At 70.5% G+C, this 25,057-nt stretch carries 26 protein-coding genes; 18 read left to right on the top strand and 8 right to left on the bottom strand.

Annotated features, from left to right (window positions below; all coding sequences use genetic code 11):
* The first annotated feature begins 123 nt into the window (after nucleotides 1-123).
* From secG to pgi, 3 genes are all read left to right on the top strand, one after another.
* Nucleotides 124-351, top strand: coding sequence for a preprotein translocase subunit SecG (secG, locus tag ACH4SI_RS28805; RefSeq protein ID WP_039942143.1), 228 nt, complete (start codon nucleotides 124-126; stop codon nucleotides 349-351).
* Nucleotides 352-569: 218 nt separating this feature from the next.
* Nucleotides 570-905, top strand: a complete 336-nt coding sequence (locus tag ACH4SI_RS28800; RefSeq protein ID WP_009718803.1) for an RNA polymerase-binding protein RbpA — start codon at nucleotides 570-572, stop codon at nucleotides 903-905.
* A 165-nt stretch (nucleotides 906-1,070) separates the two neighbouring features.
* Nucleotides 1,071-2,723 carry a glucose-6-phosphate isomerase gene (gene pgi, locus ACH4SI_RS28795; RefSeq protein ID WP_398300945.1) on the top strand — a complete coding sequence of 551 codons (1,653 nt, stop codon included), beginning with the start codon at nucleotides 1,071-1,073 and terminating at the stop codon, nucleotides 2,721-2,723.
* Between the two features lie 109 nt (nucleotides 2,724-2,832).
* Here pgi and pgl read toward each other — a convergent pair whose 3' ends face one another.
* From pgl to tkt, 5 genes are read right to left on the bottom strand one after another with little or no spacing between them, the layout of a single operon-like run.
* The gene (gene pgl, locus ACH4SI_RS28790; protein ID WP_398300602.1) at nucleotides 2,833-3,615 is read right to left on the bottom strand and encodes a 6-phosphogluconolactonase; all 783 of its coding nucleotides are present in this window, start codon (nucleotides 3,613-3,615) and stop codon (nucleotides 2,833-2,835) included.
* Nucleotides 3,612-4,766, bottom strand: a complete 1,155-nt coding sequence (gene opcA / locus ACH4SI_RS28785; RefSeq protein WP_398300600.1) for a glucose-6-phosphate dehydrogenase assembly protein OpcA — start codon at nucleotides 4,764-4,766, stop codon at nucleotides 3,612-3,614. The genes pgl and opcA overlap by 4 nt, the downstream gene beginning before the upstream one ends.
* Nucleotides 4,763-6,289 carry a glucose-6-phosphate dehydrogenase gene (gene zwf, locus ACH4SI_RS28780; RefSeq protein ID WP_398300943.1) on the bottom strand — a complete coding sequence of 509 codons (1,527 nt, stop codon included), beginning with the start codon at nucleotides 6,287-6,289 and terminating at the stop codon, nucleotides 4,763-4,765. Before zwf ends, opcA begins: the two co-directional genes overlap by 4 nt.
* A 5-nt stretch (nucleotides 6,290-6,294) precedes the next feature.
* Nucleotides 6,295-7,413, bottom strand: a complete 1,119-nt coding sequence (gene tal, locus ACH4SI_RS28775) for a transaldolase (protein WP_398300598.1) — start codon at nucleotides 7,411-7,413, stop codon at nucleotides 6,295-6,297.
* Between the two features lie 47 nt (nucleotides 7,414-7,460).
* Nucleotides 7,461-9,539 (bottom strand): transketolase, encoded by a 2,079-nt coding sequence (gene tkt, locus ACH4SI_RS28770; RefSeq protein ID WP_398300596.1) that lies wholly within the window; start codon nucleotides 9,537-9,539, stop codon nucleotides 7,461-7,463.
* A 349-nt stretch (nucleotides 9,540-9,888) separates the two neighbouring features.
* On the opposite strand from tkt, the gene ACH4SI_RS28765 reads away from it, so the two are divergent.
* The 3 genes from ACH4SI_RS28765 to ACH4SI_RS28755 all read left to right on the top strand — a co-directional run bounded on the left by ACH4SI_RS28765 (nucleotide 9,889) and on the right by ACH4SI_RS28755 (nucleotide 12,563).
* Nucleotides 9,889-10,854 (top strand): heme o synthase, encoded by a 966-nt coding sequence (locus ACH4SI_RS28765; RefSeq protein ID WP_398300594.1) that lies wholly within the window; start codon nucleotides 9,889-9,891, stop codon nucleotides 10,852-10,854.
* A gap of 41 nt (nucleotides 10,855-10,895) precedes the next feature.
* The gene (locus ACH4SI_RS28760; RefSeq protein ID WP_398300592.1) at nucleotides 10,896-11,231 is read left to right on the top strand and encodes a hypothetical protein; all 336 of its coding nucleotides are present in this window, start codon (nucleotides 10,896-10,898) and stop codon (nucleotides 11,229-11,231) included.
* 198 nt (nucleotides 11,232-11,429) lie between these two features.
* Nucleotides 11,430-12,563 (top strand): amidohydrolase, encoded by a 1,134-nt coding sequence (locus tag ACH4SI_RS28755; RefSeq protein ID WP_398300589.1) that lies wholly within the window; start codon nucleotides 11,430-11,432, stop codon nucleotides 12,561-12,563.
* On the opposite strand, the gene ACH4SI_RS28750 is transcribed toward ACH4SI_RS28755, so the two are convergent.
* The 3 genes from ACH4SI_RS28750 to ACH4SI_RS28740 form a co-directional block, all read right to left on the bottom strand.
* Entirely contained in the window at nucleotides 12,509-13,528 is a 1,020-nt protein-coding gene (locus ACH4SI_RS28750) for a heme A synthase (RefSeq protein WP_398300587.1), read from the bottom strand. The genes ACH4SI_RS28755 and ACH4SI_RS28750 overlap by 55 nt on opposite strands.
* Nucleotides 13,529-13,626: 98 nt before the next feature.
* Nucleotides 13,627-14,409: an ABC transporter permease gene (locus ACH4SI_RS28745; protein ID WP_398300585.1), complete on the bottom strand. Its 783-nt coding sequence runs from the start codon at nucleotides 14,407-14,409 to the stop codon at nucleotides 13,627-13,629.
* Nucleotides 14,406-15,332 (bottom strand): ABC transporter ATP-binding protein, encoded by a 927-nt coding sequence (locus ACH4SI_RS28740; protein ID WP_398300583.1) that lies wholly within the window; start codon nucleotides 15,330-15,332, stop codon nucleotides 14,406-14,408. The genes ACH4SI_RS28745 and ACH4SI_RS28740 overlap by 4 nt, the downstream gene beginning before the upstream one ends.
* A gap of 203 nt (nucleotides 15,333-15,535) precedes the next feature.
* On the opposite strand from ACH4SI_RS28740, the gene ACH4SI_RS28735 reads away from it, so the two are divergent.
* The 12 genes from ACH4SI_RS28735 (at nucleotide 15,536) to dapD (ending at nucleotide 24,712) form a co-directional block, all read left to right on the top strand.
* Nucleotides 15,536-16,360: a helix-turn-helix transcriptional regulator gene (locus ACH4SI_RS28735; RefSeq protein ID WP_398300581.1), complete on the top strand. Its 825-nt coding sequence runs from the start codon at nucleotides 15,536-15,538 to the stop codon at nucleotides 16,358-16,360.
* Nucleotides 16,357-17,778, top strand: coding sequence for a Fe-S cluster assembly protein SufB (gene sufB / locus ACH4SI_RS28730; RefSeq protein ID WP_398300579.1), 1,422 nt, complete (start codon nucleotides 16,357-16,359; stop codon nucleotides 17,776-17,778). Before ACH4SI_RS28735 ends, sufB begins: the two co-directional genes overlap by 4 nt.
* 79 nt (nucleotides 17,779-17,857) lie before the next feature.
* On the top strand, nucleotides 17,858-19,030 hold the full coding sequence (sufD, locus tag ACH4SI_RS28725; protein WP_398300577.1) for a Fe-S cluster assembly protein SufD: 1,173 nt from the start codon (nucleotides 17,858-17,860) through the stop codon (nucleotides 19,028-19,030).
* Entirely contained in the window at nucleotides 19,027-19,350 is a 324-nt protein-coding gene (locus ACH4SI_RS28720; RefSeq protein WP_398300575.1) for a bifunctional 3-phenylpropionate/cinnamic acid dioxygenase ferredoxin subunit, read from the top strand. The genes sufD and ACH4SI_RS28720 overlap by 4 nt, the downstream gene beginning before the upstream one ends.
* 7 nt (nucleotides 19,351-19,357) lie before the next feature.
* A complete protein-coding gene (sufC, locus tag ACH4SI_RS28715) occupies nucleotides 19,358-20,122 on the top strand; it encodes a Fe-S cluster assembly ATPase SufC (protein WP_398300573.1) in 765 nt (254 codons plus the stop codon).
* Nucleotides 20,119-21,375 (top strand): cysteine desulfurase, encoded by a 1,257-nt coding sequence (locus tag ACH4SI_RS28710; protein WP_398300571.1) that lies wholly within the window; start codon nucleotides 20,119-20,121, stop codon nucleotides 21,373-21,375. The genes sufC and ACH4SI_RS28710 overlap by 4 nt, the downstream gene beginning before the upstream one ends.
* Before the next feature lie 10 nt (nucleotides 21,376-21,385).
* Nucleotides 21,386-21,850 carry a Fe-S cluster assembly sulfur transfer protein SufU gene (gene sufU, locus ACH4SI_RS28705; protein ID WP_009718822.1) on the top strand — a complete coding sequence of 155 codons (465 nt, stop codon included), beginning with the start codon at nucleotides 21,386-21,388 and terminating at the stop codon, nucleotides 21,848-21,850.
* Nucleotides 21,847-22,185: a metal-sulfur cluster assembly factor gene (locus ACH4SI_RS28700; RefSeq protein WP_009718823.1), complete on the top strand. Its 339-nt coding sequence runs from the start codon at nucleotides 21,847-21,849 to the stop codon at nucleotides 22,183-22,185. The genes sufU and ACH4SI_RS28700 overlap by 4 nt, the downstream gene beginning before the upstream one ends.
* Before the next feature lie 140 nt (nucleotides 22,186-22,325).
* Nucleotides 22,326-22,646, top strand: coding sequence for a DMT family transporter (locus ACH4SI_RS28695; protein WP_398300565.1), 321 nt, complete (start codon nucleotides 22,326-22,328; stop codon nucleotides 22,644-22,646).
* Nucleotides 22,646-23,191, top strand: a complete 546-nt coding sequence (locus ACH4SI_RS28690) for a TetR/AcrR family transcriptional regulator (protein WP_398300563.1) — start codon at nucleotides 22,646-22,648, stop codon at nucleotides 23,189-23,191. Before ACH4SI_RS28695 ends, ACH4SI_RS28690 begins: the two co-directional genes overlap by 1 nt.
* A 244-nt stretch (nucleotides 23,192-23,435) precedes the next feature.
* The gene (locus tag ACH4SI_RS28685) at nucleotides 23,436-23,633 is read left to right on the top strand and encodes a hypothetical protein (RefSeq protein ID WP_398300561.1); all 198 of its coding nucleotides are present in this window, start codon (nucleotides 23,436-23,438) and stop codon (nucleotides 23,631-23,633) included.
* A gap of 86 nt (nucleotides 23,634-23,719) precedes the next feature.
* Nucleotides 23,720-24,712 (top strand): 2,3,4,5-tetrahydropyridine-2,6-dicarboxylate N-succinyltransferase, encoded by a 993-nt coding sequence (dapD, locus tag ACH4SI_RS28680; protein ID WP_398300559.1) that lies wholly within the window; start codon nucleotides 23,720-23,722, stop codon nucleotides 24,710-24,712.
* The last annotated feature ends 345 nt before the right edge of the window (nucleotides 24,713-25,057 follow it).

The raw sequence follows: 25,057 nt of genomic DNA, 5'->3' as shown, positions 1-25,057 counted from the left end.
CCTGAGCCGGGCCTCGTCGTACTCTGTCGGGGGTCGTGGTGGCGCATTTCGCGCCTCCCCGGCCCCCGTCTCCCGTAATAAACCGTCCGTAACGAGCCCGAGAGAGTTGGTCCAGCCGTGATCATGGGGTTTTCGATCGCCCTCATCATCTTGAGCCTTTTGATGATGATGCTGGTGCTCATGCACAAGGGGAAGGGCGGGGGTCTTTCCGACATGTTCGGTGGCGGAATGCAGTCCTCCGTCGGTGGCTCTTCGGTCGCTGAGCGCAACCTGGACCGCATCACCATCGTGGTCGGGCTGCTGTGGTTCGTCGTCATCGTCGTGCTCGGCTTGCTGATGAAGCTCGACTGACGTTCGACCGAAGTGCGATCGAGGCCCGATTCCGGCCCGATAACTGACGTACCGTCGTCAGTGCGGCCGATTCGCGGCCTATCATGGGGGTGGCGTCATCAAGGGCGGGTGTAACTCCTCTCGATGGACGCGCGTTGGGCCTTTCGTAGTCTGGGGCGCCGGGCAGCGGGGCCGCCAATCGAATGCTTCGCGGCACCATCACGCAGGGAGTTACGACCGTGGCAAGTGGCAACGCGATCCGTGGAAGTCGGGTCGGAGCGGGGCCGATGGGAGAAGCCGAGCGAGGCGAATCGGCGCCGCGCCTGCGCATCTCCTTCTGGTGCTCGAACGGGCACGAGACCGTGCCGAGCTTTGCCAGCGACGCGCAGATCCCGGACACGTGGGACTGCCCCCGCTGTGGCTTCCCGGCCGGCAAGGACCGGGACAACCCGCCGGACCCGCCCCGCACCGAGCCGTACAAGACGCACCTCGCCTATGTGCGGGAGCGCCGTAGCGACGCCGACGGCGAGGCGATCCTCGCCGAGGCGCTCGCCAAGCTCCGCGGCGAGATCTGAGCCGGACCGCCGCCCGGACACCCAGCGACAGCGCAGACGGACGGCCCGGCCGCGCACCCCTGACGGGGGTGCGCGGCCGGGCCGTTGTCAGTGCCGCGGGCTACCGTCAATTAGGTTGGTGGACACGGGGGCCAGGCACCGATGAGAAGTGGGCTGATGTCCGAGATGAACGCAGAAGGCCGCACCAGGCTCGATCAGCTGCCGGAGTGGAACGCACTGGCCGAGCATCGCAAGGCGCTGGGCGACGCGCATCTGCGCGAGCTGTTCGCGAACGACCCCGAGCGCGCGAGCAGGCTCACGCTCCAGGTCGGCGATCTCCACGTCGACTACTCCAAGCACCTGGTGACGGACGAGACGCTGCGGTTGCTTCGGGAGCTGGCACGGGCGACCGGAGTGACCGCGCTGCGGGACGCGATGTTCCGCGGTGAGAAGATCAACACCACCGAGAACCGCGCGGTGCTCCACACCGCGCTGCGCGTGCCCAGCTCGGCGGTCATCACGGTGGACGGCGGGGACGTCGTCCCCGAGGTGCACGCGGTCCTCACCAGGATGAGCGTGTTCGCCGACCGGATCCGCGCCCGCGACTGGCACGGCCACACCGGCAAGCCCATCAAGAACATCGTCAACATCGGCATCGGCGGCTCCGACCTGGGCCCGGCGATGGCGTACGAGGCGCTGCGCGCCTACACCGACCGCGAGCTGGTGTTCCGGTTCGTCTCCAATGTGGACGGCGCCGATCTCCATGAGGCGGTGCGCGACCTGGACCCGGCGGAGACGCTGTTCATCGTCGCCTCCAAGACCTTCACCACCATCGAGACCATCACCAACGCCGTCTCCGCCCGCGAGTGGCTGCTGAGCGGGCTCGGGGCCGGTGAGGAGGCCGTCGCCAAGCACTTCGTGGCGGTGTCGACCGCCGCGGAGAAGGTCGCCGAGTTCGGCATCAACACGGACAACATGTTCGAGTTCTGGGACTGGGTCGGCGGGCGCTATTCCTACGACTCGGCGATCGGGCTCTCCCTGATGGTCGCCATCGGCCCGGACTGCTTCCGCGAGATGCTGGCCGGCTTCCACCTGGTGGACGAGCACTTCACCACCGCCCCGCCCGAGCAGAACGTACCGCTGCTGCTCGGCCTGCTGGGCGTCTGGTACGGCAACTTCCACGACGCCCAGGCGCACGCCGTCCTGCCCTACAGCCACTACCTGTCCAAGTTCACCGCCTACCTCCAGCAGCTGGACATGGAGTCCAACGGCAAGTCGGTGGACCGGGAGGGCGAACCGGTCGGCTGGCAGACCGGCCCGGTGGTCTGGGGCACGCCCGGCACCAACGGCCAGCACGCCTACTACCAGCTGCTCCACCAGGGCACCAAGCTCATCCCGGCCGACCTGATCGGCTTCGCCAAGCCGGTGGAGGACCTGCGGCCCGGGCTGGTCGCCCAGCACGATCTGCTGATGGCCAACCTCTTCGCCCAGGGGCAGGCGCTGGCCTTCGGCAAGACGCCCGAAGAGGTCGCCGCCGAGGGCGTGCCCGCGGAGCTGGTGCCGCACAAGACCTTCCCGGGCAACCGCCCCACCACCACCATCCTCGCCTCCGAGCTGAGCCCGTCCGTGCTCGGCCAGCTGGTCGCGCTCTATGAGCACAAGGTGTTCGTCCAGGGCGCCATCTGGAACATCGACTCCTTCGACCAGTGGGGCGTCGAGCTGGGCAAGGTGCTCGCCAAGCGGGTCGAGCCCGCGCTGACCGAGGGCGCCGAGGTGCCGGGGCTCGACGCCTCGACGGCCCGTCTCGTCGCCACGTACCGCTCGCTGCGCGGCCGCTGAGGCGGCCCCTGAAGGCTTGAGCCCCTTCCCCTGAACACAGAGCTTCCCCTGAACGCACAGCGATCCCCCGGGCGCACACCGGCGCCCGGGGGATCGCTGTTCACCACGCTTACGGCGACGCCGGCGGGTACAGCTCGCGCGGCAGACCGCTCGCCGCCGCCCGGTCCAGCAGCCACAGGGTGCGGCTGCGGCCGTACGCACCCGCCGCCGGGGCCTGGATCTCCCCGGCCCCCGACAGGGCGATGGTCACCGCCTTCGCCTTGTCCTCACCGGCGGCCAGCAGCCACACCTCCCGCGCCGCGCGGATCGCGGGCAGGGTCAGCGAGACCCGGGTGGGCGGCGGCTTGGGCGCGCCGCGCACCGCGACCACCGTCCGCTCGGTCTCCCGGACGGCGGGCAGCTCGGGGAAGAGCGAGGCCACATGGGTGTCCGGGCCGACCCCCAGCAGAGCTACGTCGAACGACGGCGCCGCGCCGTGGTTCTCCGGCCGCGCGGCGCGCCCCAGCTCGATGCCGTACGCCTCCGCGGCGGCCTCCACATCGCCGCCGTGCGGACCGTCGGAGGCGGGCATCGGGTGTACCCGCGCCGGGTCCAGATCCACCGCGTCCAGCAGCGCCTCCCGGGCCTGGGTGGCGTTGCGGTCCGGGTGGCCGTCCGGCAGGAACCGCTCGTCGCCCCACCACAGGTCCAGCCGCGACCAGTCCACCGCGTCGCGCGCGGAGGAGGTGGCGAGGGCTTCCAGCAGAGCGTTGCCGTTGCGGCCGCCGGTCAGGACGACGGATGCGGAGCCCCGGGCGGCCTGGGCGTCCACGATCTTCGTGATCAGCCGGGCCGCGGCCGCCTGGGCCATCAGCTCCTTGTCGCGATGGACGACGACCTGCGGCGCGGTCACTTGTTCGCCTTTCCGCCGTTCTCGCCGTTCCCGCCGGCCTTTCCCTCCGTCTTGCCGCCCGGCTTCAGATCCGAGGGCTTCGGAGCCGGAGGGGCCGGTACGGCCGGAGGGGCCTGCGGTGGGGCGGGGGTGTTCGACGGGGACGGAGTCGTACCCGGGTCGCGCGTCGGCAGGGGCGGCGCCGGCGCCCCGCGCGGCGCCTCGGCGGTCGCGGTGGCCGTACCGCCGCCGTTCAGCTTGCTCACGCCGAACTTCACCGAGATCGCGTACATCTCGTCCGGGTCGAGCCGGCGCAGCTCCTCGGCGATCAGCTCCGACACCTCCCGCCGCTGGAGCGCGACATGCCGGTCCGGCTGCCCCGGCATCGCCAGCTCGGCCAGCGCACCGTCGGCCCGGTCCAGGCAGATCACGCCGTCGGCCGTCTCCAGCCGCACCGCGGTCAGCCCCGGGCCCTCGGAGATCTGCGTCTCGACCGGGACCCGCAGCCGCTCGGCGAGCCACAGCGCGAGCAATTCGCTGCTCGGGTTGTACGCCTCGCCCTCGACGACCGCGGAGGTGATCTTCGAGTGCTTCTGGTCCAGTGCGGCCGCCAGCACACTGCGCCACGGGGTGATCCGCGTCCACGCCAGGTCGGTGTCGCCCGGGGTGTACGTCTCGGCCCGCAGGCCCAGCGTCGCGACCGGGTCCTCGGTGGCCTGGGCGTCGGTGATGCGGCGCTGGGCCAGCTGCCCCAGCAGGTCCTTGGCGGGGTGCTCCGGGGCGTCCTCGGGCCACCACACCACGACCGGCGCGTCCGGCAGCAGCAGCGGCAGGACCACCGAATAGGCGTGGCTCGCCAGCTCGCCGTGGAGCCGCAGCAGAACCGTCTCACCGGTGCCGGTCTCGCCGCCGACCCGGACCTCGGCGTCCATCCGGGCCATCTTGCGGTCGCGCGGCGAGCGGCCCGGCCGCTTGATGACGACCAGGATGCGCGAGGGGTGCTCCTTGGAGGCCTCGCTCGCGGCCTTCAGCGCGTCGTAGTGGTTGCCCTCGTCGGTGACGATGACGAGGGTGAGCACCATGCCCACGGCCGGGGTACCGGTGGCCCGGCGCGCCTGGACCAGAGCGGAGTTGATCCGGCTGGACGTGGTGTCCGTGAGATCGATGTTCATGGCCGCCGCCAGCTCCGTCCGTCTCGTGCGAGCATCTCGTCCGCGGCCTTCGGCCCCCAGGTCCCGGACGTGTACTGCTCCGGCTTCCCGTGCTTCTCCCAGTACTCCTCGATCGGATCGAGGATCCGCCAGGACTCCTCCACCTCCTGGTGGCGCGGGAAGAGGTTCGCGTCGCCCAGCAGGACGTCGAGCAGCAGCCGCTCGTACGCCTCGGGGCTGGACTCCGTGAAGGACTCGCCGTACTGGAAGTCCATCGTCACATCGCGGATCTCCATGGAGGTGCCGGGCACCTTGGAGCCGAACCGGATGGTGACGCCCTCGTCCGGCTGCACCCGGATGACCAGGGCGTTCTGCCCCAGCTCCTGGGTGTCGGTGGCGTCGAAGGGGGAGTGCGGGGCGCGCTGGAAGACGACGGCGATCTCGGTGACCCGGCGCCCCAGCCGCTTGCCGGTGCGCAGGTAGAAGGGGACGCCCGCCCAGCGGCGGTTGTCGATCTCCAGCTTGACCGCGGCGTAGGTGTCGGTCTTCGACTGCGAGTCGATGCCGTCCTCTTCGAGGTAGCCGCGCACCTCCTCGCCGCCCTGCCAGCCGTGCGCGTACTGGCCGCGCACGGTGTGCTTGCCCAGCTCGCGCGGGAGCTTGACGGCGGTGAGCACCTTCAGCTTCTCGGTGACCAGCGCCTTGGCGTCGAAGGAGGCGGGCTCCTCCATGGCGGTCAGGGCGAGCAGCTGGAGCAGGTGGTTCTGGATGACGTCACGGGCGGCGCCGATGCCGTCGTAGTACCCGGCGCGGCCGCCGATGCCGATGTCCTCGGCCATGGTGATCTGTACGTGGTCGACGTAACTACGGTTCCACAGCGGCTCGAACATGGTGTTGGCGAAGCGCAGCGCCAGGATGTTCTGGACCGTCTCCTTGCCCAGGTAGTGGTCGATCCGGAAGACGTCGCTGGGCCGGAAGACCTCGTGGACGACCTGGTTCAGCTCCTGGGCGCTCTTCAGGTCGTGGCCGAAGGGCTTCTCGATGACGGCGCGCCGCCAGGAGTTGTTCTGCCCGTCGGACAACCCGTGCTTCTTGAGCTGCTGCACCACGTTGGGGAAGAACTTGGGCGGCACGGAGAGGTAGAAGGCGAAGTTGCCGCCGGTGCCGCGGGCCTTGTCCAGCTCTTCTATGGTCGCCTTCAGCTTCTCGAAGGCGTCGTCGTCGGAGAACTCCCCGGGGACGAAGCGGAATCCCTCGGCGAGCTGCTGCCAGACCTCTTCGCGGAACGAGGTCCGCGCGTGTTCCTTCACCGCGTCGTGGACGACCTGGGCGAAGTCCTCGTTCTCCCAGTCGCGGCGGGCGAAGCCGACGAGCGAGAAGCCCGGCGGCAGCAGGCCGCGATTGGCCAGGTCGTAGACGGCGGGCATCAGCTTCTTGCGGGACAGGTCACCGGTGACCCCGAAGATGACCAGGCCGGACGGCCCCGCGATCCGCGGGAGCCGCCGGTCCTTCGGGTCACGCAGCGGATTGCTGCCGATGGTCAAGGTCTTCACGCCTCCGACGGTGCGAGGCGGTTCAGCTCCGCCTCGGTGGACTTCAGCAGGTCGTTCCAGGACGTCTCGAACTTCTCGACGCCCTCGTCCTCCAGAAGCTTGACGACCTCGTCGTACGAGACGCCGATCGAGGCCAGCGCGTCGATGTCGGCCTGGGCCTGCTCGTAGCCGCCGGCCACGGTGTTGCCCTTGATCTCGCCGTGGTCGGCGACCGCGTCGAGGGTGGCTTCCGGCATCGTGTTGACGGTGCCCGGGGCGACCAGCTCGTCGACGTACTGGGTGTCCTTGTAGGCCGGGTCCTTGACGCCGGTCGAGGCCCACAGCGGACGCTGCTTGTTGGCGTTGGCGCGGTCCAGGGCGGCCCAGCGGTCGGAGCCGAAGACCTCCTCGTACGCCTGGAAGGCGAGGCGGGCGTTGGCGATGGCGGCCTTGCCGCGCAGCGCCTTGGCCTCGTCGGTGCCCTGCTTGTCGATGCGCTTGTCGATCTCGGTGTCCACGCGGGACACGAAGAAGGACGCCACCGAGTGGATCTTGGAGATGTCGAGGCCGGCGGCCTTCGCCTTCTCCAGACCGGCCAGGTAGGCGTCCATGACCGCGCGGTAGCGCTCCAGGGAGAAGATCAGCGTGACGTTGACGCTGATGCCCAGGCCGATCACCTCGGTGATCGCCGGAAGGCCCGCCTGGGTGGCCGGGATCTTGATGAAGGTGTTCGGGCGGTCCACCAGCCAGGCCAGCTGCTTGGCCTCGGCGATGGTGGCCCTCGTGTTGTGGGCCAGCCGCGGGTCGACCTCGATGGAGACCCGGCCGTCCTGGCCGCCGGTCGCGTCGTGGACCGGGCGCAGGATGTCGGCGGCGTCCCGGACGTCCGCGGTGGTGATCATGCGTACGGCTTCCTCGACGGTGACCTTGCGGGCCGCGAGGTCGGTGAGCTGCTGCTCGTAACCGTCGCCGCCGGAGATCGCCTTCTGGAAGATCGACGGGTTGGTGGTGACGCCGACGACGTGCTGCTGGTCGATCAGTTCGGCGAGATTGCCGGAGGTGATCCGCTTCCGGGAGAGGTCGTCGAGCCAGATCGCGACGCCTTCGTCGGCCAGCCGCTTGAGTGCGTCTGTCATGGGGTGTGTCTCCTGTTGCTCGTCGCTGTTCAAGTCGGATGCGGGCGTCACTGCCCGGCGGCGTCCAGGGACTCGCGGGCAGCGGTGACCACGGAGTCGGCGGTCAGGCCGAACTCCCGGTAGAGCACCTTGTAGTCGGCGGAGGCGCCGAAGTGCTCGAGCGAGACGATGCGGCCGGCGTCGCCGACGTAGCGGTACCACGTGAGGCCGATGCCGGCCTCGACGGCCACGCGCGCCTTCACGGACGGCGGAAGCACGCTGTCGCGGTACCCCTTGTCCTGCTCCTCGAACCACTCGATCGAGGGCATCGACACGACACGGGTCGGCACGCCGGCGGCCTGCAGCTGCTCGCGCGCCTCGACGGCGAGCTGGACCTCGGAGCCGGTGCCGATAAGGATCACCTTCGGCTGGCCGCCCTCGGCCTCGAACAGGACGTAACCGCCCTTGGCGGCGTCCTCGTTCGCCTCGTACGTCGGCACGTTCTGCCGGGTGAGCGCGAGGCCGTGCGGGGCCGGCTTGTCGCCGTGGCGGCGGGTGATCTCGCGCCAGGCGATGGCGGTCTCGTTGGCGTCGGCCGGGCGCACGATGTTCAGGCCCGGGATGGCGCGCAGCGCGGACAGGTGCTCGACCGGCTGGTGGGTGGGGCCGTCCTCGCCGAGGCCGATGGAGTCGTGCGTCCACACGTAGGTGACCGGCAGCTTCATCAGCGCGGCCAGCCGCACGGCCGGGCGCATGTAGTCGGAGAAGACGAGGAACGTACCGCCGTAGACACGGGTGTTGCCGTGCAGCGCGATGCCGTTCATGGTCGAGCCCATGGCGTGCTCGCGGATGCCGAAGTGGATCGTCCGCCCGTACGGGTCGGCCTCCGGCAACGGGTTGCCCTTCGGGAGGAAGGACGAGGACGCGTCGATGGTGGTGTTGTTGGAGCCGGCGAGGTCGGCCGAGCCGCCCCACAGCTCCGGGAGCACTCCGCCGAGCGCCTTGAGCGTCTGGCCGGACGCCTTGCGGGTGGCGACGTCCTTCCCGGCCTCGAAGACCGGCAGCGCGCTCTCCCAGCCCTCCGGCAGCTCACCGGCGGCGATGCGGTCGAACTCGGCGGCGCGCGCGGGGTTGTTGTTGCGCCATTCCTGGAGCTTCTTGTCCCAGGCGGCGTGCGCCTCGCGGCCGCGGTCGACCAGGCCGCGGGTGTGGTTGATCACCTCGGTGTCGACCGCGAAATGCTTCTCGGGGTCGAAGCCCAGGACCCGCTTGGTGGCGGCGACCTCGTCGGCGCCGAGGGCGGAGCCGTGGGAGGCCTCGGTGTTCTGCGCGTTCGGCGCGGGCCAGGCGATGATCGTGCGCGCGGCGATGATCGAGGGGCGCTCGGTCTCGGCCTGCGCCGCCTTGAGCGCCGCGTACAGCTCCTGGACGTCGAAGTCGCCGCTGGCCGCCTGCTCTATGCGCTGGACATGCCAGCCGTATGCCTCGTACCGCTTCAGCACGTCCTCGGACAGCGCGGTGGCGGTGTCACCCTCGATGGAGATGTGGTTGTCGTCGTACAGGGCGACGATGTTCCCCAGCTTCTGGTGTCCGGCCAGCGAGGACGCCTCGGCGGAGATGCCCTCCTCCAGGTCGCCGTCGGAGACGATCGCCCAGATGGTGTGGTCGAACGGAGAGGCGCCCTCGGGCGCCTCCGGGTCGAACAGTCCGCGCTCGTAGCGGGCGGCCATCGCCATGCCCACCGCGTTCGCGATGCCCTGGCCGAGCGGCCCGGTCGTGGTCTCCACACCGGTGGTGTGGCCGTGCTCCGGGTGGCCCGGGGTGAGGCTGCCCCAGGTGCGGAAGGACTTCAGGTCCTCCAGCTCCAGGCCGAAGCCCGCCAGGTAGAGCTGGACGTACAGAGTCAGGCTGGTGTGCCCCGGGGACAGGACGAACCGGTCGCGGCCGACCCAGTCCGCGTCGGAGGGGTCGTGCCGCATCAGCTTCTGGAAGAGAAGGTAGGCGGCGGGCGCCAGACTCATGGCCGTGCCAGGGTGGCCGTTACCGACCTTCTGTACGGAGTCCATGGCCAGGACGCGGGCGGTGTCAACGGCCCGCTGGTCCAGATCGGTCCATTCAAGGTCTGTGGTAGTCGGCTTGCTGCTCACCCTGAGTCAGGGCTCCTCTCCACAATGTCGCTGTCCGGTGACCGTGTGCACACCGGCGATGTCGAGCCTACCCCTGTAAGAACGGTCATCTTTTCGAGTTCCACTCAACGTCCTGGGAAACGAATCACAAGGTCGTGGCATTCCATCGGAGTTCTCTGCGGGACCCGCGGAATACCGTGTTCCGGCGGCGGTACGGGCCGTCCGCGCAGGTCTTCGGGGGGCGCCAACACGACCCGACCCCGGCGGCAGACGGTGTATCCGCTACGTCTAGAGTGGCGTGGTACGCGCAAGTCTTTACCGGGGTTTCATCTCCGGTGCTTGCTGGTTCTTGCTTCCACCAGGGGTGTGCGTGACGGCCGTCGAATCCCGTCCTGCGGGGGTGCTCGAAACGAGCGAATCGAGCCTCGGGCAGCGGCTTCCCGGCCGCCGGCCGTTCGGGGCCCGGGCCAAGGCGTTCGTGACGCTGACCAAGCCGCGCGTCATCGAACTGCTGCTGATGACCACGGTGCCGGTCATGTTCCTGGCCGCCCAGGGCGTCCCGGACCTGTGGCTGGTCCTCGCGACCTGCGTCGGCGGCTATCTGTCCGCCGGTGGCGCCGCCGCGTTCAACATGTACTACGACCGCGACATCGACGCGATGATGGACCGCACGTCGCAGCGTCCACTGGTCACCGGCATGGTCTCGCCGCGCGAGTGCCTGGTCTTCGCCTTCTCGCTCGCCGTCGCGTCCACGGCCTGGTTCTGGGTTCTGGTCAACCCGCTGTCCTCGATGCTGGCCCTCGGCGCGCTGGTCTTCTACGTCGTCGTCTACACGATGTGGCTCAAGCGGCGTACCTCGCAGAACATCGTGTGGGGCGGCATCGCGGGCTGTATGCCGGTGCTCATCGGCTGGTCGTCGGTCACGAATGAGGTGTCCTGGGCCGCGGTGATCCTCTTCCTGGTCATCTTCTTCTGGACGCCGCCGCACTACTGGCCGCTGTCCATGAAGGTCAAGCAGGACTACGAGCGGGCGAGCGTGCCGATGCTGCCCGTCATCGCGGGCAACAAGGCGGTCGCCCGGCAGATCGTCCTCTACAGCTGGGCCATGGTCGGCGTCTCGCTGCTGCTGTGGCCGCTCGGCTACACCGGCTGGTTCTACCCGGTGGTGGCGACCGTGCTGGGCGCGTTCTGGCTCAAGGAGGCGCACGGGCTGCAGGCGCGCGCCCGGGCCGAGATCACCGGCGCGAAGCTCAAGGAGATGCGGCTGTTCCACTGGTCCATCACCTATGTCTCGCTGCTGTTCGTCGCCGTCGCCGTGGACCCCTTCCTGCGGTGATCCCCTTCCAGCGGTGATTACTGGCGGGTAGCATCGGTGGTATGGCAGATACCACGCAGGCGTCCGCGAAGGACGAGAAGCGGGCCCAGCGACTCGCCCACCAGATCACGGCCTTCGCCAAGAGCCACGGCGGCAGCGCCGAGGGCCAGCTCGCCCACATCGGCCGCGGCACCGTCCGGATCGCCCTGGTGGGCGCCAACGGCGAATGGGGCACCCTCGTCGCCCCCAGCCGCGAGACGGCCGACCGTGCCGTCGAGATCGCCGGGCTCACGCTCCAGGACGACTTCGACGGCGACCTCGCGGCGAAGGTCCGTACGGGCCCGTACGAGTGGAAGCGCATGGCCGGTATCCAGCTGGGCGGCCCGCGCAACACCTGACGGTCCGCGCACCACCTGAGCCGCGCAGCCCGAACCGGCAAACGCCCGAACCGCGGAAAGTCCGTCCCGCGGACCGGCACAATGGGGCGGCGCCCGCATACGGCCGGTCCGCCGGTCCGCCGGACCCCGACCGGCGACACCTCGTGCGGCATCCGGGCGTTAAGCCCTGCGATGCCGGAGGGCGAGGAGGCGGCGGCGATGGACGAGCGTTCCCAGGAGACCCTGGGTCCCGCTACCGGCCCGGTGCCCCGGGACGGGCCGGGTGTGGAGCTGCCCCCGCTGGTCGATCAGCACGGCCACGGCATCGTTCACGGCGAGCTGGGCCTCGGCTCGTTCGAGACGCATCTGGCCACCGCCGCGGGATCGGGCCCGGCCCCGGCGGGGACCACGTACTTCGACAGCTGGACCGGGCTCGCCGTACGCCGCTGGTGCCCGCCGCTGCTGGGCATGGAACCGCACTGCACGCCCGTGCGCTATCTCGCCCGCCGCCGCGAGCTGGGCGCCTACCGCGCCGCCCGGCTGCTGCTGCGCGGCGCCGGCATCGGCACGTTCCTGCTGGAGTCGGGCGCCCCGAGCGCCCTCACCTCCGCCGCCGAGCTGGCCGCGGCGGCCGACGGCCGGGTGCACGAGGTCGTACGCCTCGAACCGCTGGCCGAACAGGTCGCGGACACCTCGGGGACGGTCGACGCGTTCATCGGCAACACCGCCGAGGCCCTGTACGCCGCCGCGCAGCACGCCACCGCCTTCGCGCTGGGCATCACCTTCTGCGACGAGACCCCGCCCGACCCGCACGAGGTGCGCCGCGCGGCGGCCCGGCGGCTCTCCGCGCGCCCGGCGCGCAACCGGGCGCCCGACCCCGTGCTCGCCCAGCATCTGATGTGGAGCGCCGTGGCGACCGGGCTGCCGGTGCAGCTGCACTGCGCCGATCCGCAGCCGCTCGTCGGCTTCTTACGCGCCACCGCCGGGTTCGGCACCGACCTGGTGCTGCTGCCCGACCGGCCGCACCACCGCGGCGCGGCCCAGCTCGCCGCCGTCTTCCCGCACGTCTACGCGGACGCGGGACCGCGGCCGGCGGAGACGCTGGGCGAGGCGCCGTTCGGCAAGCTGCTGTTCTCCACCGGCGCCCGAGCGCTGCCCGAGCTGTATGTGACCGCCGCCCGGCTGTTCGGCCGGGCCATGAACCGGCTGGCGGCCGAATGGGTCGCCGACGGCATCTGTACGCGGGCGGAGGCCCGGCGGATCGCCGGGCTGGTCGCGGCCGGGACGGCGCGCCGGGTCTACCGGCTGGACGCGGCGGGCTCGGGCTCCGGGGCCGCCGGGCTCTCCGGCTGAAGGGACTCGTGGTCGCCCGTGGGGCCGGACTCCGGGGCGGCGGCGAGCGAGGGGCGCTCCCGCTGCGCGAAGAACACCCGCAGGACCGCGATCCACACCAGGCAGGACCCGAACATGTGGATGCCGACGATCACCTCGGGCAGGCCCGTGAAGTACTGGACGTACCCGATCACGCCCTGGAGGAGCAGCACGGCCAGCAGGTCGAGCACCGTACGGCGCAGGGCCGCCGGGGCCTGCACGGCGCGCAGCACGAACCACAGGGCGACGGTGAGGCCCAGCACGATGTAGACGAAGTCCACGTGGAGCTGGGTGATCTCCTGCCAGTCCAGCGGGATCCGGTGCACCTCACGGGCGTCACCGGCGTGCGGACCGGACCCGGTGACCACGGTGCCGAGCAGGATCAGCGTCAGGGTCGCGCCGACCAGCAGCCAGGTCAGCTGGCGCACCGGCCGGGCCACCAGGTCGCGCGGCGCGCCGTCGCCCTCGCGGGAGCGCTGCCAGACGGTCATCGCGACCGTGAGGAGCGCGGTGGACAGCAGGAAGTGCGAGCTGACGATGTACGGGTTCAGGCCGGTGAGGACGATGATGCCGCCGATGATGGCGTTGCTCATGATCAGCCAGAACTGGACCCAGCCCAGCCGGGTGAGCGGGCGGCGCACCGGCTGACGGGCCCGGGCAGCGATGATCAGCAGGCCGACGAACGCGCACAGGACGTACGTCAGCATGCGGTTGCCGAACTCGATGGCGCCGTGGATGCCCATGTCGGCGGTGGGCGTCAGGCTCCCGGAGGTGCACCTGGGCCAGGTGTCACAGCCCAGCCCGGACTCGGTCAGCCGCACCGCGCCTCCGGTGACGACGATGACCACGGCCATCACCACGGTGGCGAGGGCGGCCCGCTCCACGAAGCGCGCGGAGGGCTGCCAGCGCCGGGCGATCAGCTCGAACGGATTCAGCGAATTCGGCACGGAGCCATCGTAGGCGGCCGCTTGTGCAGCTTTTCACGAGGGGGTCATGGTTGAGGAAAGTCCCAGCGTGGGCAGGGGCGCGGCCCCTCACTCCCCGCTCACTCCCAGCGGAAGAACCGCGCCGCGGCCCCGAGCCCCAGCACCGCCCACACGGCCAGGATGCCGAGGTCCCGCCAGGGCGTTCCGGCCCCGTCCTGGAGGACGTCCCGCAGCCCGCCGGAGAGCGCCGAGATCGGCAGCAGCTCCAGGACGGTGCGCGCCGCGCCCGGGAACTTGTCCAGCGACACGATCACCCCGCCGCCCACGAGCAGCAGCAGGAAGACCAGGTTGGCGGCGGCGAGCGTCGCCTCGGCCTTGAGGGTGCCCGCCATCAGCAGCCCGAGCCCGGAGAACGCGGCGGTGCCGAGGACCAGCAGCAGCACCACGGCGAGCGGGTCGCCCCGCGGCGACCAGTCCAGCGCGAAGGCGATCGCGGTCAGCAGCACGATCTGCAGGACCTCGGTGACGAGCACCGCGCACGTCTTGGCGGTCATCAGCGCCCACCGGGGCAGCGGGGAGACGGCGAGCCGCTTGAGCACGCCGTACCGCCGCTCGAAGCCGGTCGCGATGGCCTGGCCGGTGAAGGCCGTGGACAGGACGGCGAGCGCCAGCACGCCGGGCGCGAGGAAGTCGACGGTGTTCCCGGCGACACCGGTGGCGCCCGTGTCGACGATATCGACACTGCTGAAGAGCACCAGGACCAGCGACGGGATGACGACGGTCAGCAGCAGCTGTTCGCCGTTGCGCAGCAGCATCCGGGTCTCCAGCGCGGCCTGCGCGCGGATCATCCGGAGCAGCGGTGCCGCCCCCGGCCGGGGGGTGAAAGTCCCTGTGGCGGTCACGCGCGCAGCTCCTTACCGGTCAGCTCCAGGAAGACGTCCTCCAGGGTGTGCCGCTCGACCGAGATGCGGTCGGGCATCACGCCGTTCTGCGCGCACCAGGAGGTGACGGTGGCCAGCATCTGCGGGTTGACCTTGCCGGTGACCCGGTAGCCGCCGGGGGTCAGCTCGGCGGCCGTGCTGTCGGCGGGCAGCGCCTTCAGCAGCGAGGCCAGGTCGAGCGCGGGGCGGCCGCTGAAGCGCAGGGTGTTCTCGGCGCCGCCGCGGCACAGCTCCTCGGGGGTGCCCTGGGCGATCACCTTGCCGCCGTCGATGATCGCGACGTGGTCGGCGAGCTGTTCGGCCTCGTCCATGTAGTGCGTGGTCAGCACGACGGTCACGCCGTCGCGGCGCAGATCGCGGACGAGGTCCCAGGTGGCGCGGCGGGCCTGCGGGTCGAGTCCGGCGGTGGGCTCGTCGAGGAAGACCAGTTCGGGGCGGCCGACGACGGCCATGGCGAGCGCGAGCCGCTGCTGCTGGCCGCCGGAGAGCCGCCGGTAGGTCGTACGGCCGCAGGAGCCGAGGCCGAGCCGCTCGATGAGCTGGGCGACGTCCAGGGGATGGGCATGGAGCGAGGCGGTGTGGCGCAGCATCTCTTCTGCGCGCGCCCCGGAATAAACCCCTCCGGACTGGAGCATGACGCCCACCCGCGGCCGCAGCGCCGCCGCGTCGGCGACCGGGTCGAGGCCGAATATGCGCACCGTCCCGGCGTCGGGGCGGCGGTATCCCTCGCAGGTCTCGACGGTGGTGGTCTTGCCGGCGCCGTTGGGGCCGAGGACGGCGCTCACGGATCCGCGGCCGACGGACAGGTCGAGCCCGTCGACGGCGGTCTTCGAGCCGTACCGTTTGACCAGGCCGACGACGTCGACCGCGGGCTCTTCTCGCATGTCCGGCAGTCTACGAACGGCGGGGCGGGCCGTGGGCGGCAGGGCCGGAACGGACAGTGGTCACGGGCGGTACGAGCCCCCTCCGACGAGCCGGCGGCCGCATCGCCCCAGGTCACACTTAGGTACGCCTAAGTGACCCACCCCACCGGAAGCCGCCTCCGGGCCCGCTGTACGTTGCCGAAGAATTACGCAACAATGGCGTTGTGAAATACGCGAGCGAGGCTCCCGAGGGACGCGCGGCCGAGACGGCCGCGCGGTCGGGCACGCCTGCCGTGACCGCTCCCGAGGAGCAGCACGGCACCCGGAACCGGGTCGCCCGCTCCATCCTCGACCACGGCCCGTCCACCGCCGCCGAGCTCGCCCTGCGGCTGGAGCTGACCCAGGCGGCCGTGCGGCGCCACCTCGACACCCTCGTCGCCGACGGCGTCGTCGAGCCCCGCGAGAAGAGGGTGTACGGGGCGCGCCGGCGCGGCCGCCCGGCCAAGGTGTTCGCGCTGACGGACTGCGGCCGTGACGCCTTCGACCAGGCCTATGACGATCTCGCCGTCGACGCCCTGCGCTGGATCGAGCAGACCGCGGGCGGTGGCGAGGCGGGCCGGGCCGCCGTCGCGGCGTTCGCCCGTGCCAGGCTCGCCGCCCAGGCCGACGGATACCGCGGCGCCGTCGAGGCGGCCGCTCCCGGGCGGCGTACGGAAGCTCTGGCGGGCGCACTGTCCGCGGACGGGTACGCTGCTACGGCGCGCAGCGCGCCGGTCGGCGAACAGCTCTGCCAGCACCACTGCCCGGTCGCCCACGCAGCCGAGCGATATCCGCAGCTGTGTGAGGCGGAGACCGAGGTCTTCTCCCAGCTGCTCGGGACCCATGTCCAGCGTCTGGCCACCATCGCCCATGGCGACGGGGTGTGCACGACGTTCATCCCGAAGACCGGACACCCCGGACAGACCGACACCGCGGTCGAGAAGACCGACCACCGCATTACCAAGACCACCACAGCATCTGCCAGTACGGCCGGGAGGAACCCCGAATGACTCTCCCCACGGAGACCGCTCACCCTGAGCTCGAGGGTCTGGGCAACTACGAGTACGGCTGGGCCGACTCCGACGTGGCCGGCGCCTCGGCCAAGCGCGGCCTCTCCGAGGAAGTCGTACGCGACATCTCGGCGAAGAAGTCCGAGCCGGAGTGGATGCTCAAGCTCCGCCTCAAGGGCCTGAAGCTCTTCGGCAAGAAGCCCATGCCCACCTGGGGCTCGGACCTGTCGGGTATCGACTTCGACAACATCAAGTACTTCGTCCGCTCCACCGAGCAGCAGGCCGCCTCCTGGGAGGAGCTGCCCGAGGACATCAAGAACACGTACGACAAGCTGGGCATCCCGGAGGCCGAGAAGCAGCGCCTCGTCGCGGGTGTCGCGGCCCAGTACGAGTCCGAGGTCGTCTACCACCAGATCCGTGAGGACCTGGAGGAGCAGGGCGTCCTCTTCCTGGACACCGACACCGCGCTCAGGGAGCACCCGGAGCTGTTCAAGGAGTACTTCGGCACGGTGATCCCGGCGGGCGACAACAAGTTCGCCTCGCTGAACACGGCGGTCTGGTCCGGCGGCTCGTTCATCTACGTGCCCAAGGGCGTCCACGTGGACATCCCGCTCCAGGCGTACTTCCGGATCAACACCGAGAACATGGGCCAGTTCGAGCGGACGCTGATCATCGTCGACGAGGACGCCTACGTCCACTACGTCGAGGGCTGCACCGCGCCGATCTACAAGTCGGACTCGCTGCACTCCGCGGTCGTCGAGATCATCGTGAAGAAGGGCGGCCGCTGCCGCTACACGACCATCCAGAACTGGTCGAACAACGTGTACAACCTGGTCACCAAGCGCGCCGTGGCCTACGAGGGCGCGACCATGGAGTGGGTCGACGGCAACCTCGGCTCCAAGGTGACCATGAAGTACCCGGCCGTCTACCTGATGGGCGAGCACGCCAAGGGCGAGACGCTGTCCATCGCCTTCGCGGGCGAGGGCCAGCACCAGGACGCCGGCGCCAAGATGGTGCACATGGCGCCCCGCACCTCCTCGAACATCGTCTCCAAGTCGGTGGCCCGGGGCGGTGGCCGCACCTCCTACCGCGGTCTGATCGAGATCGGCGAGGGTGCCGAGGGCTCCAAGTCCAACGTGCTGTGCGACGCCCTGCTGGTCGACACCGTCTCGCGCTCGGACACCTACCCGTACGTGGACGTCCGCGAGGACGACGTGTCCATGGGCCACGAGGCGACCGTCTCGAAGGTCAGCGATGACCAGCTCTTCTACCTCATGAGCCGCGGTCTGTCCGAGGACGAGGCCATGGCGATGATCGTGCGCGGCTTCGTCGAGCCGATCGCGCGCGAGCTGCCCATGGAGTACGCGCTGGAGCTCAACCGGCTGATCGAGCTGCAGATGGAGGGCGCGGTCGGCTGACGCCACCGCCCTTCCCGCCCCGCCATCGGGGCACCCCCGTGTAAGCCCCAGAAGGCAGAAAGCGAGCAGTACGACAGCCATGGCTGAAACCATTCCGGCCGGATCCACCACGGACGGCGTCATCCAGGTGGGGCAGCAGCCCATCGACGCGCGGGTCAGCGCGCCCGCGTCGTACGACGTGGCCGACTTCCCCGTGCCGCACGGGCGCGAGGAGGACTGGCGGTTCACGCCGCTGGAGCGGCTGCGCGGCCTCCACGACGGCACCGCCGTCGCCGACGGCGGCGTCAAGGTCGAGGTGACCGCCCCCGAGGGCGTCACCGTCGAGACCGTGGGCCGCGACGACGCGCGCCTGGGCAAGGCCGGCAAGCCGGTGGACCGGGTGGCGGCCCAGGCGTACAGCTCCTTCGAGAAGGCCTCGGTCGTCTCCGTGCCCAAGGAGAAGGTGCTCGACGAGCCGGTGCGGATCGCCGTGCACGGCGAGGGCGGCACCGCCTTCGGCCACCAGGTGATCGAGGTCGGCGCCTTCGCCGAGGCCGTCGTCGTCATCGACCACACCGGTGACGCCACGCTCGCCGCCAACGTCGAGTACCTCATCGGCGACGGCGCCAAGCTCACCGTCGTCTCCGTCCAGGACTGGGACGACACGGCCGTCCACGTCGGCCAGCACACCGCGCTGGTCGGCCGGGACGCCACCTTCAAGTCCGTGGTCGTCACCTTCGGCGGCGACCTGGTCCGGCTGCACCCGCGCGTCGTCTACGGCGCGCCGGGCGGTGAGGCCGAGCTGTACGGCCTGTACTTCACCGACAACGGCCAGCACCAGGAGCACCGGCTCTTCATCGACCACGACACCCCGCACTGCCGCAGCAACGTGGCCTACAAGGGCGCGCTGCAGGGCAAGGACGCGCACGCGGTCTGGATCGGCGATGTGCTGATCCGCGCCGCGGCCGAGGGCACGGACACCTACGAGCTGAACCGGAACCTGGTCCTCACCGACGGCGCCCGCGTCGACTCGGTGCCGAACCTGGAGATCGAGACCGGTGAGATCGTCGGCGCCGGTCACGCCAGCGCGACCGGCCGCTTCGAGGACGAGCAGCTGTTCTACCTGATGGCCCGCGGCATCCCGGCCGACGAGGCCCGTCGCCTGGTCGTCCGCGGCTTCTTCGCCGAGCTGGTCCAGCAGATCGGGCTGCCCGAGCTGGAGGAGCGTCTGATCGCCAAGATCGAGGCCGAGTTGGAGGCGTCCGTAGGATGACCGCGACCTATCTCCGCGCCTGTGCGCTGGCCGAGCTCGAAGAGGACGCCCCCAAGCGCGTCGAACTCGACGGCGTGCCGGTCGCACTGGTGCGCACCGAGGGCGACGTGTTCGCGGTCAACGACGTCTGCTCGCACGCGAACGTCTCGCTGTCCGAGGGCGAGGTGGAGGACTGCCAGATCGAGTGCTGGCTCCACGGCTCCAGCTTCGACCTCCGCACCGGCAAGCCGTCCGGTCTTCCCGCGACGCGCCCCATCGCCGTATACCCCGTAAAGATCGAAGGGGACGACGTGCTCGTCTCCGTCACCCAGGAGTCCTGAGGCACCCATGGCAACGCTTGAGATCCACGACCTGCACGTCTCCGTCGAGGCCGAGGGTGGCCCCCGCGAGATTCTGCGCGGCGTCGACCTGACCGTGAAGCAGGGCGAGACACACGCCATCATGGGCCCCAACGGCTCCGGCAAGTCCACCCTGGCGTACTCGCTCGCCGGTCACCCGAAGTACAAGATCACCGGCGGCACCGTCACCCTCGACGGCGAGGACGTGCTGGAGATGTCCGTCGACGAGCGGGCCCGCGCCGGTGTCTTCCTCGCCATGCAGTACCCGGTCGAGGTGCCCGGCGTCTCCGTCTCCAACTTCCTGCGCACCTCCGCGACCGCGATCCGCGGCGAGGCGCCGAAGCTGCGCCTCTGGGTGAAGGAGGTCAAGGAGGCCATGCAGCGCCTCTCGATCGACCCGTCCTTCGCCGAGCGGAACGTCAACGAGGGCTTCTCCGGCGGTGAGAAGAAGCGCCACGAGATCCTTCAGCTGGAGCTGCTGAAGCCCGCCATCGCGATCCTCGACGAGACCGACTCCGGTCTCGACGTCGACGCGCTGCGCGTGGTCTCCGAGGGCGTCAACCGCGTCCGCGAGTCCGGCCAGGTCGGCACCCTGCTGATCACCCACTACACCCGCATCCTGCGGTACATCAAGCCCGACCACGTCCACGTGTTCGCGAACGGCCGGATCGCCGAGTCCGGCGGCCCGGAGCTGGCGGACAAGCTGGAGGACGAGGGCTACGAGGCGTACGTGAAGGGAGGCGTCTCCGAGTGACACAGCTGCCGGGCCTCCTCGACACCGAGGCGATCCGCAAGGACTTCCCGATCTTGGACCGCTCGGTCCACGACGGCAAGAAGCTCGTCTACCTGGACAACGCGGCGACCTCGCAGAAGCCGCGCCAGGTGCTGGACGCGCTGAACAGCTATTACGAGCGCGCGAACGCCAATGTGCACCGCGGCGTCCACGTGCTCGCGGAGGAGGCCACGGCGCTGTACGAGGGCGCCCGCGACAAGGTCGCCACCTTCATCAACGCGCCCAGCCGCGACGAGGTGATCTTCACCAAGAACGCGTCGGAGTCGCTGAACCTGGTCGCCAACATGCTCGGCTGGGCCGATGAGCCCTACCGGGTGGACCAGGACACCGAGATCGTCATCACGGAGATGGAGCACCACTCCAACATCGTTCCGTGGCAGCTGCTCTCGCAGCGCACCGGTGCGAAGCTGAAGTGGTTCGGCCTCACCGAGGACGGCCGTCTCGACCTGTCCGAGATCGAGCAGGTCATCACGGAGAAGACCAAGGTCGTCTCCTTCGTGCTGGTCTCCAACATCCTGGGCACGGTCAACCCGGTCGAGGCGATCGTCCGCCGCGCGCAGGACGTCGGCGCGCTCGTCGTCATCGACGCCTCCCAGGCCGCCCCGCACATGCTGCTGGACGTCCAGGCGCTCCAGGCCGACTTCGTGGCCTTCACCGGCCACAAAATGTGCGGCCCGACCGGCATCGGTGTCCTGTGGGGCCGCCAGGAGCTGCTGGAGGACCTGCCTCCGTTCCTCGGTGGCGGCGAGATGATCGAGACCGTCTCGATGAACTCCTCCACCTACGCCCCGGCGCCCCACAAGTTCGAGGCCGGTACGCCCCCGATCGCCCAGGCCGTCGGCCTCGGCGCGGCCGTGGAGTACCTGACCTCGATCGGCATGGACAACATCGCCCGCCATGAGCACGCCCTGACCCACTACGCGGTCGGCAAGCTCCTGGAGGTGCCCGACCTGCGCATCATCGGCCCCACCACGGCCGAGGAGCGCGGCGCCACGATCTCCTTCACGCTCGGCGACATCCACCCCCACGACGTGGGCCAGGTGCTCGACGAGCAGGGCATCGCCGTCCGGGTGGGCCACCACTGTGCCCGTCCGGTCTGCCTGCGGTACGGAATTCCTGCGACCACGCGAGCGTCGTTCTACCTGTACTCCACGCCGGCCGAGGTGGATGCCTTGGTCGACGGGCTGGAGCACGTACGGAACTTCTTCGGCTAGGGGATGCCACGTGAAGCTGGATTCGATGTACCAGGACGTCATCCTGGATCACTACAAGCACCCCCACGGGCGGGGTCTCAGGGACGGCGACGCCGAGGTACACCACGTCAATCCCACCTGCGGTGACGAGATCACCCTCCGGGTGCGGCTTGACGGCGAGACGATCGAGGACGTGAGCTACGAGGGCCAGGGCTGTTCGATCAGCCAGGCGAGCGCGTCCGTGCTCAACGACCTGCTGGTGGGCAAGGAACTGAGCGAGGCTCGCAGGATCCAGACGACGTTCCTGGAGCTGATGCAGTCCAAGGGCCAGCTGGAACCGGATGACGCGATGGAAGAGGTGCTGGAGGACGCGGTCGCGTTCGCCGGCGTCTCCAAGTACCCGGCCCGGGTCAAGTGCGCCCTGCTGAGCTGGATGGCATGGAAGGACGCCACCGCTCAGGCCCTGGGCGACGGCGCTGAAGGGAAGACCGCATGACTGAGAACGTGGAAACCACCACCAAGCCCGCGAGCGAGGAAGAGGTCCGCGAGGCCCTCTACGACGTGGTCGACCCCGAGCTGGGCATCGACGTGGTCAACCTCGGCCTCGTCTACGGCATTCACGTCGACGAGAGCAACATCGCGACCATCGACATGACGCTCACGTCCGCGGCGTGTCCGCTGACCGACGTCATCGAGGACCAGGCCAAGTCCGCGGCCGACGGCATCGTCAACGAGCTGCGGATCAACTGGGTCTGGATGCCGCCGTGGGGTCCCGACAAGATCACCGACGACGGCCGCGAGCAGCTGCGGGCCCTCGGCTTCAACGTCTGAGGTTCCCGGCCTCCCGCCGGTTTTCCGAAGCGGCCCCCGCGCATGGTGCGCGGGGGCCGCTTCGCGTTTCCGGGTCTCCGGGCTTTGTTGTGCACGACTGTTGTGTACGCCCGTACGCATCGTTGTGTACACTCGTACGCATGGGATACGTGACGCTCTCCGGAGCCATCCTGGCCGAGGTGCTCGCGACCACCTCGATGAAGTACAGCGACGGCTTCAGCAAGCTCTGGCCCTCGCTGGGGACGGCCCTGGGCTACGGGATCGCCTTCGTGCTCCTCGCCCAGACGCTCAAGACGGTGTCCGTCGGCACCGCGTACGCCATATGGGCCGGGGCCGGGACCGCCGTCATCGCCGCGATCGGAATGCTGTTCCTCGGGGAGGCGGTGACCGCGGCGAGGGTGACCGGGGTGCTGCTGGTGATCGTCGGAGTGGTCGTGCTCAACCTGGGCGGGGCCCACTGATGGGGCGCCGTTACGACCCCGAGCGGCGGCAGCGGATCATCGACGCCGCGATCGCGGTGGTGGGGGAGCGGGGCATCGGGGCGCTCAGCCACCGGGCCGTGGCCGCCGAGGCGGACGTACCGCTCGGCTCCACCACGTATCACTTCGCCACCCTCGATGATCTGCTCGTCGCCGCGCTCGACCAGGTCAACGCCACATGTCTGGCCGACATGGAGCGCTGGGAGCGCGACGCGCCGCCCGGGACGCCGCTCGCGGACCAGCTGGCGGGCCTGATGGAGGAGCAGCTGACGGGCGACGGCGACCGCAAACGGCTGGAGCTGGAGTACGAGTTGTATCTCGCCGCCCTGCGCCGCGCCTCGGTGCGGCCGATCGCCGCCGCGTTCCTCGACCGGATGGCCGCGCTGCTGGAGCGGCGCACCGGCGACCCGGACGTCGCGCGGGCCCTGAACGCGCTGTACGACGGGCTGCTGTTGCAGATCCTGCTGACCGGGCGGGAGTTCGACCGGGAGGAGGTGCGGGTGGCGTTCGCGCGCGTGACCGGCTGAGGGGCGCGGGTCCTGGAGGGGCGTGAACCCTTGGCGTCCACCGGGAACAGAGGGTGACACGCTCCCCGGCGGCCCGGAGCGGGTCACGGAGAAGGCCCGGCTGCTCGGCGGGCTGAGCCAGGCGTTCCCGGCCGACCCCGGGGGCGGGCCGAGGTGTTCCGTAGGGCGACCGTTCCGGGGATCACGGCGGCGGAGGTCAAGGACAACCTCGGGCGGACGGCCGTCGCGGTGGGGGCAGGGCACCGTGGGGAAGCGGGGGTTCTCGGAGTTCCAGCTGCTCTACGACCCGGAGACCTTCGCTCCGCTCGGGGAGCGGAGCATCGCGGGGCGCGATGGCGAACCGGACGATGACGACCGGGACGGCTGGAAGGCCGGCGATGTGCTCAGCACCCATGCGCTGGTGGAGCGGGCGCTGGTCGACGGCAAGGGCCGGCGGCCCTGAGCGGCCGGGGCCGAGGGGGGTCTGGCCGTGTCTGGCCGATGAGACCGGTTAGCCTCCGGGGCCCGCCTCCGGTTAGCGTGCTGACCATGACCGATGCAGCCACCACCACCCGCCCCACCGGCGCCGTCGCCGCCGGGCTCGCCACCCTCACCGAGGACGGCACCGTTCTGGACACCTGGTTCCCGGCCCCCGAGCTGGCCGACGCGCCCGGCCCGGCCGGGACCGAGCGGCTCGACGCCGAGCGCACCGCGCAGCTCCTGGGCGAGACCGCCCTCAAGGCGCTGGGCCCGGACCCGCGCCGTGGGGTCGAGGTCGTCGCCGTCCGCACGGTCATCGCCTCGATCGACGACAAGCCGCTGGACGCGCATGACGTGTACCTGCGGCTGCACCTGCTCAGCCACCGGCTGGTCAAGCCGCACGGGCTGAGCCTGGAGGGCCAGTTCGGCCTGCTCGCCAACATCGCCTGGACCTCGCTCGGCCCCGTCGCCGCCGACCAGGTCGAGCGCGCCCGGCTCGGCGCCCGCGCCGAGGGGCTGCACCTGTCGGTGACCAGCGTCGACAAGTTCCCGCGGATGACGGACTACGTCGTTCCGTCCGGTGTCCGCATCGGTGACGCCGACCGCGTACGGCTCGGCGCGCATCTCGCCGCCGGGACGACCGTCATGCACGAGGGCTTCGTCAACTTCAACGCCGGCACGCTGGGCACCTCGATGGTCGAGGGCCGCATCAGCGCGGGCGTCGTCGTCGGCGACGGCTCCGACATCGGGGGCGGCGCGTCGATCATGGGCACGCTGTCCGGTGGCGGCAAGCAGACGATCACCATTGGCGAGCGCTGCCTGCTGGGTGCCGAGGCGGGTCTCGGCATCTCCCTCGGCGACGACTGCGTCGTCGAGGCGGGCCTGTACGTGACGGCGGGTACGCGGGTGACCCTCCCGGACGGCAAGATCGTCAAGGCCCTTGAGCTGTCCGGCGCCACGAACATCCTCTTCCGCCGTAACTCCACGACCGGCGCGGTCGAGGTCCTGCCGCGTACGGGGTCGTGGGGCGGGCTGAATGAGGCGCTGCACAGCCACAACTGATCGCGGCGGGGCGGGAAGTCCCCCACCCCGCCCCTCCCCGAAACCGGGGGCCCCGCCCCGGACCCCATACCGGTGCCGTACGGCCAGGGCTGATCACGGCGTGCCGGGGTGTAGGGGGGCGCGCCTTGCTCCGCCACCGTGCCCCCACACCGGGCACGGCCCGGTGCCCGCGGCGCTGCGCAGCCGCGACTGGTCATGGCGTGCCGGGGTTGGGGCAGAGAGGGGCGCTCCGTCCCCCCAAATCCCCGCATCGGGTCCGCCGCGGCCCGGCGCCCACGGTGCCGTACGGCCGCGGCTGGTCACGGCGTGCCGGGGGTGGGAGGGCGGCGCAGAGCCCTGCCCCCG

The sequence above is a fragment of the Streptomyces sp. NPDC021212 genome (genome assembly GCF_044332925.1).
In the GTDB taxonomy this organism is placed as follows: Bacteria; Actinomycetota; Actinomycetes; order Streptomycetales; family Streptomycetaceae; genus Streptomyces.
Note: the sequence above shows the minus strand (reverse complement) of the source record. Positions and strands in the feature narration are given on the sequence as shown.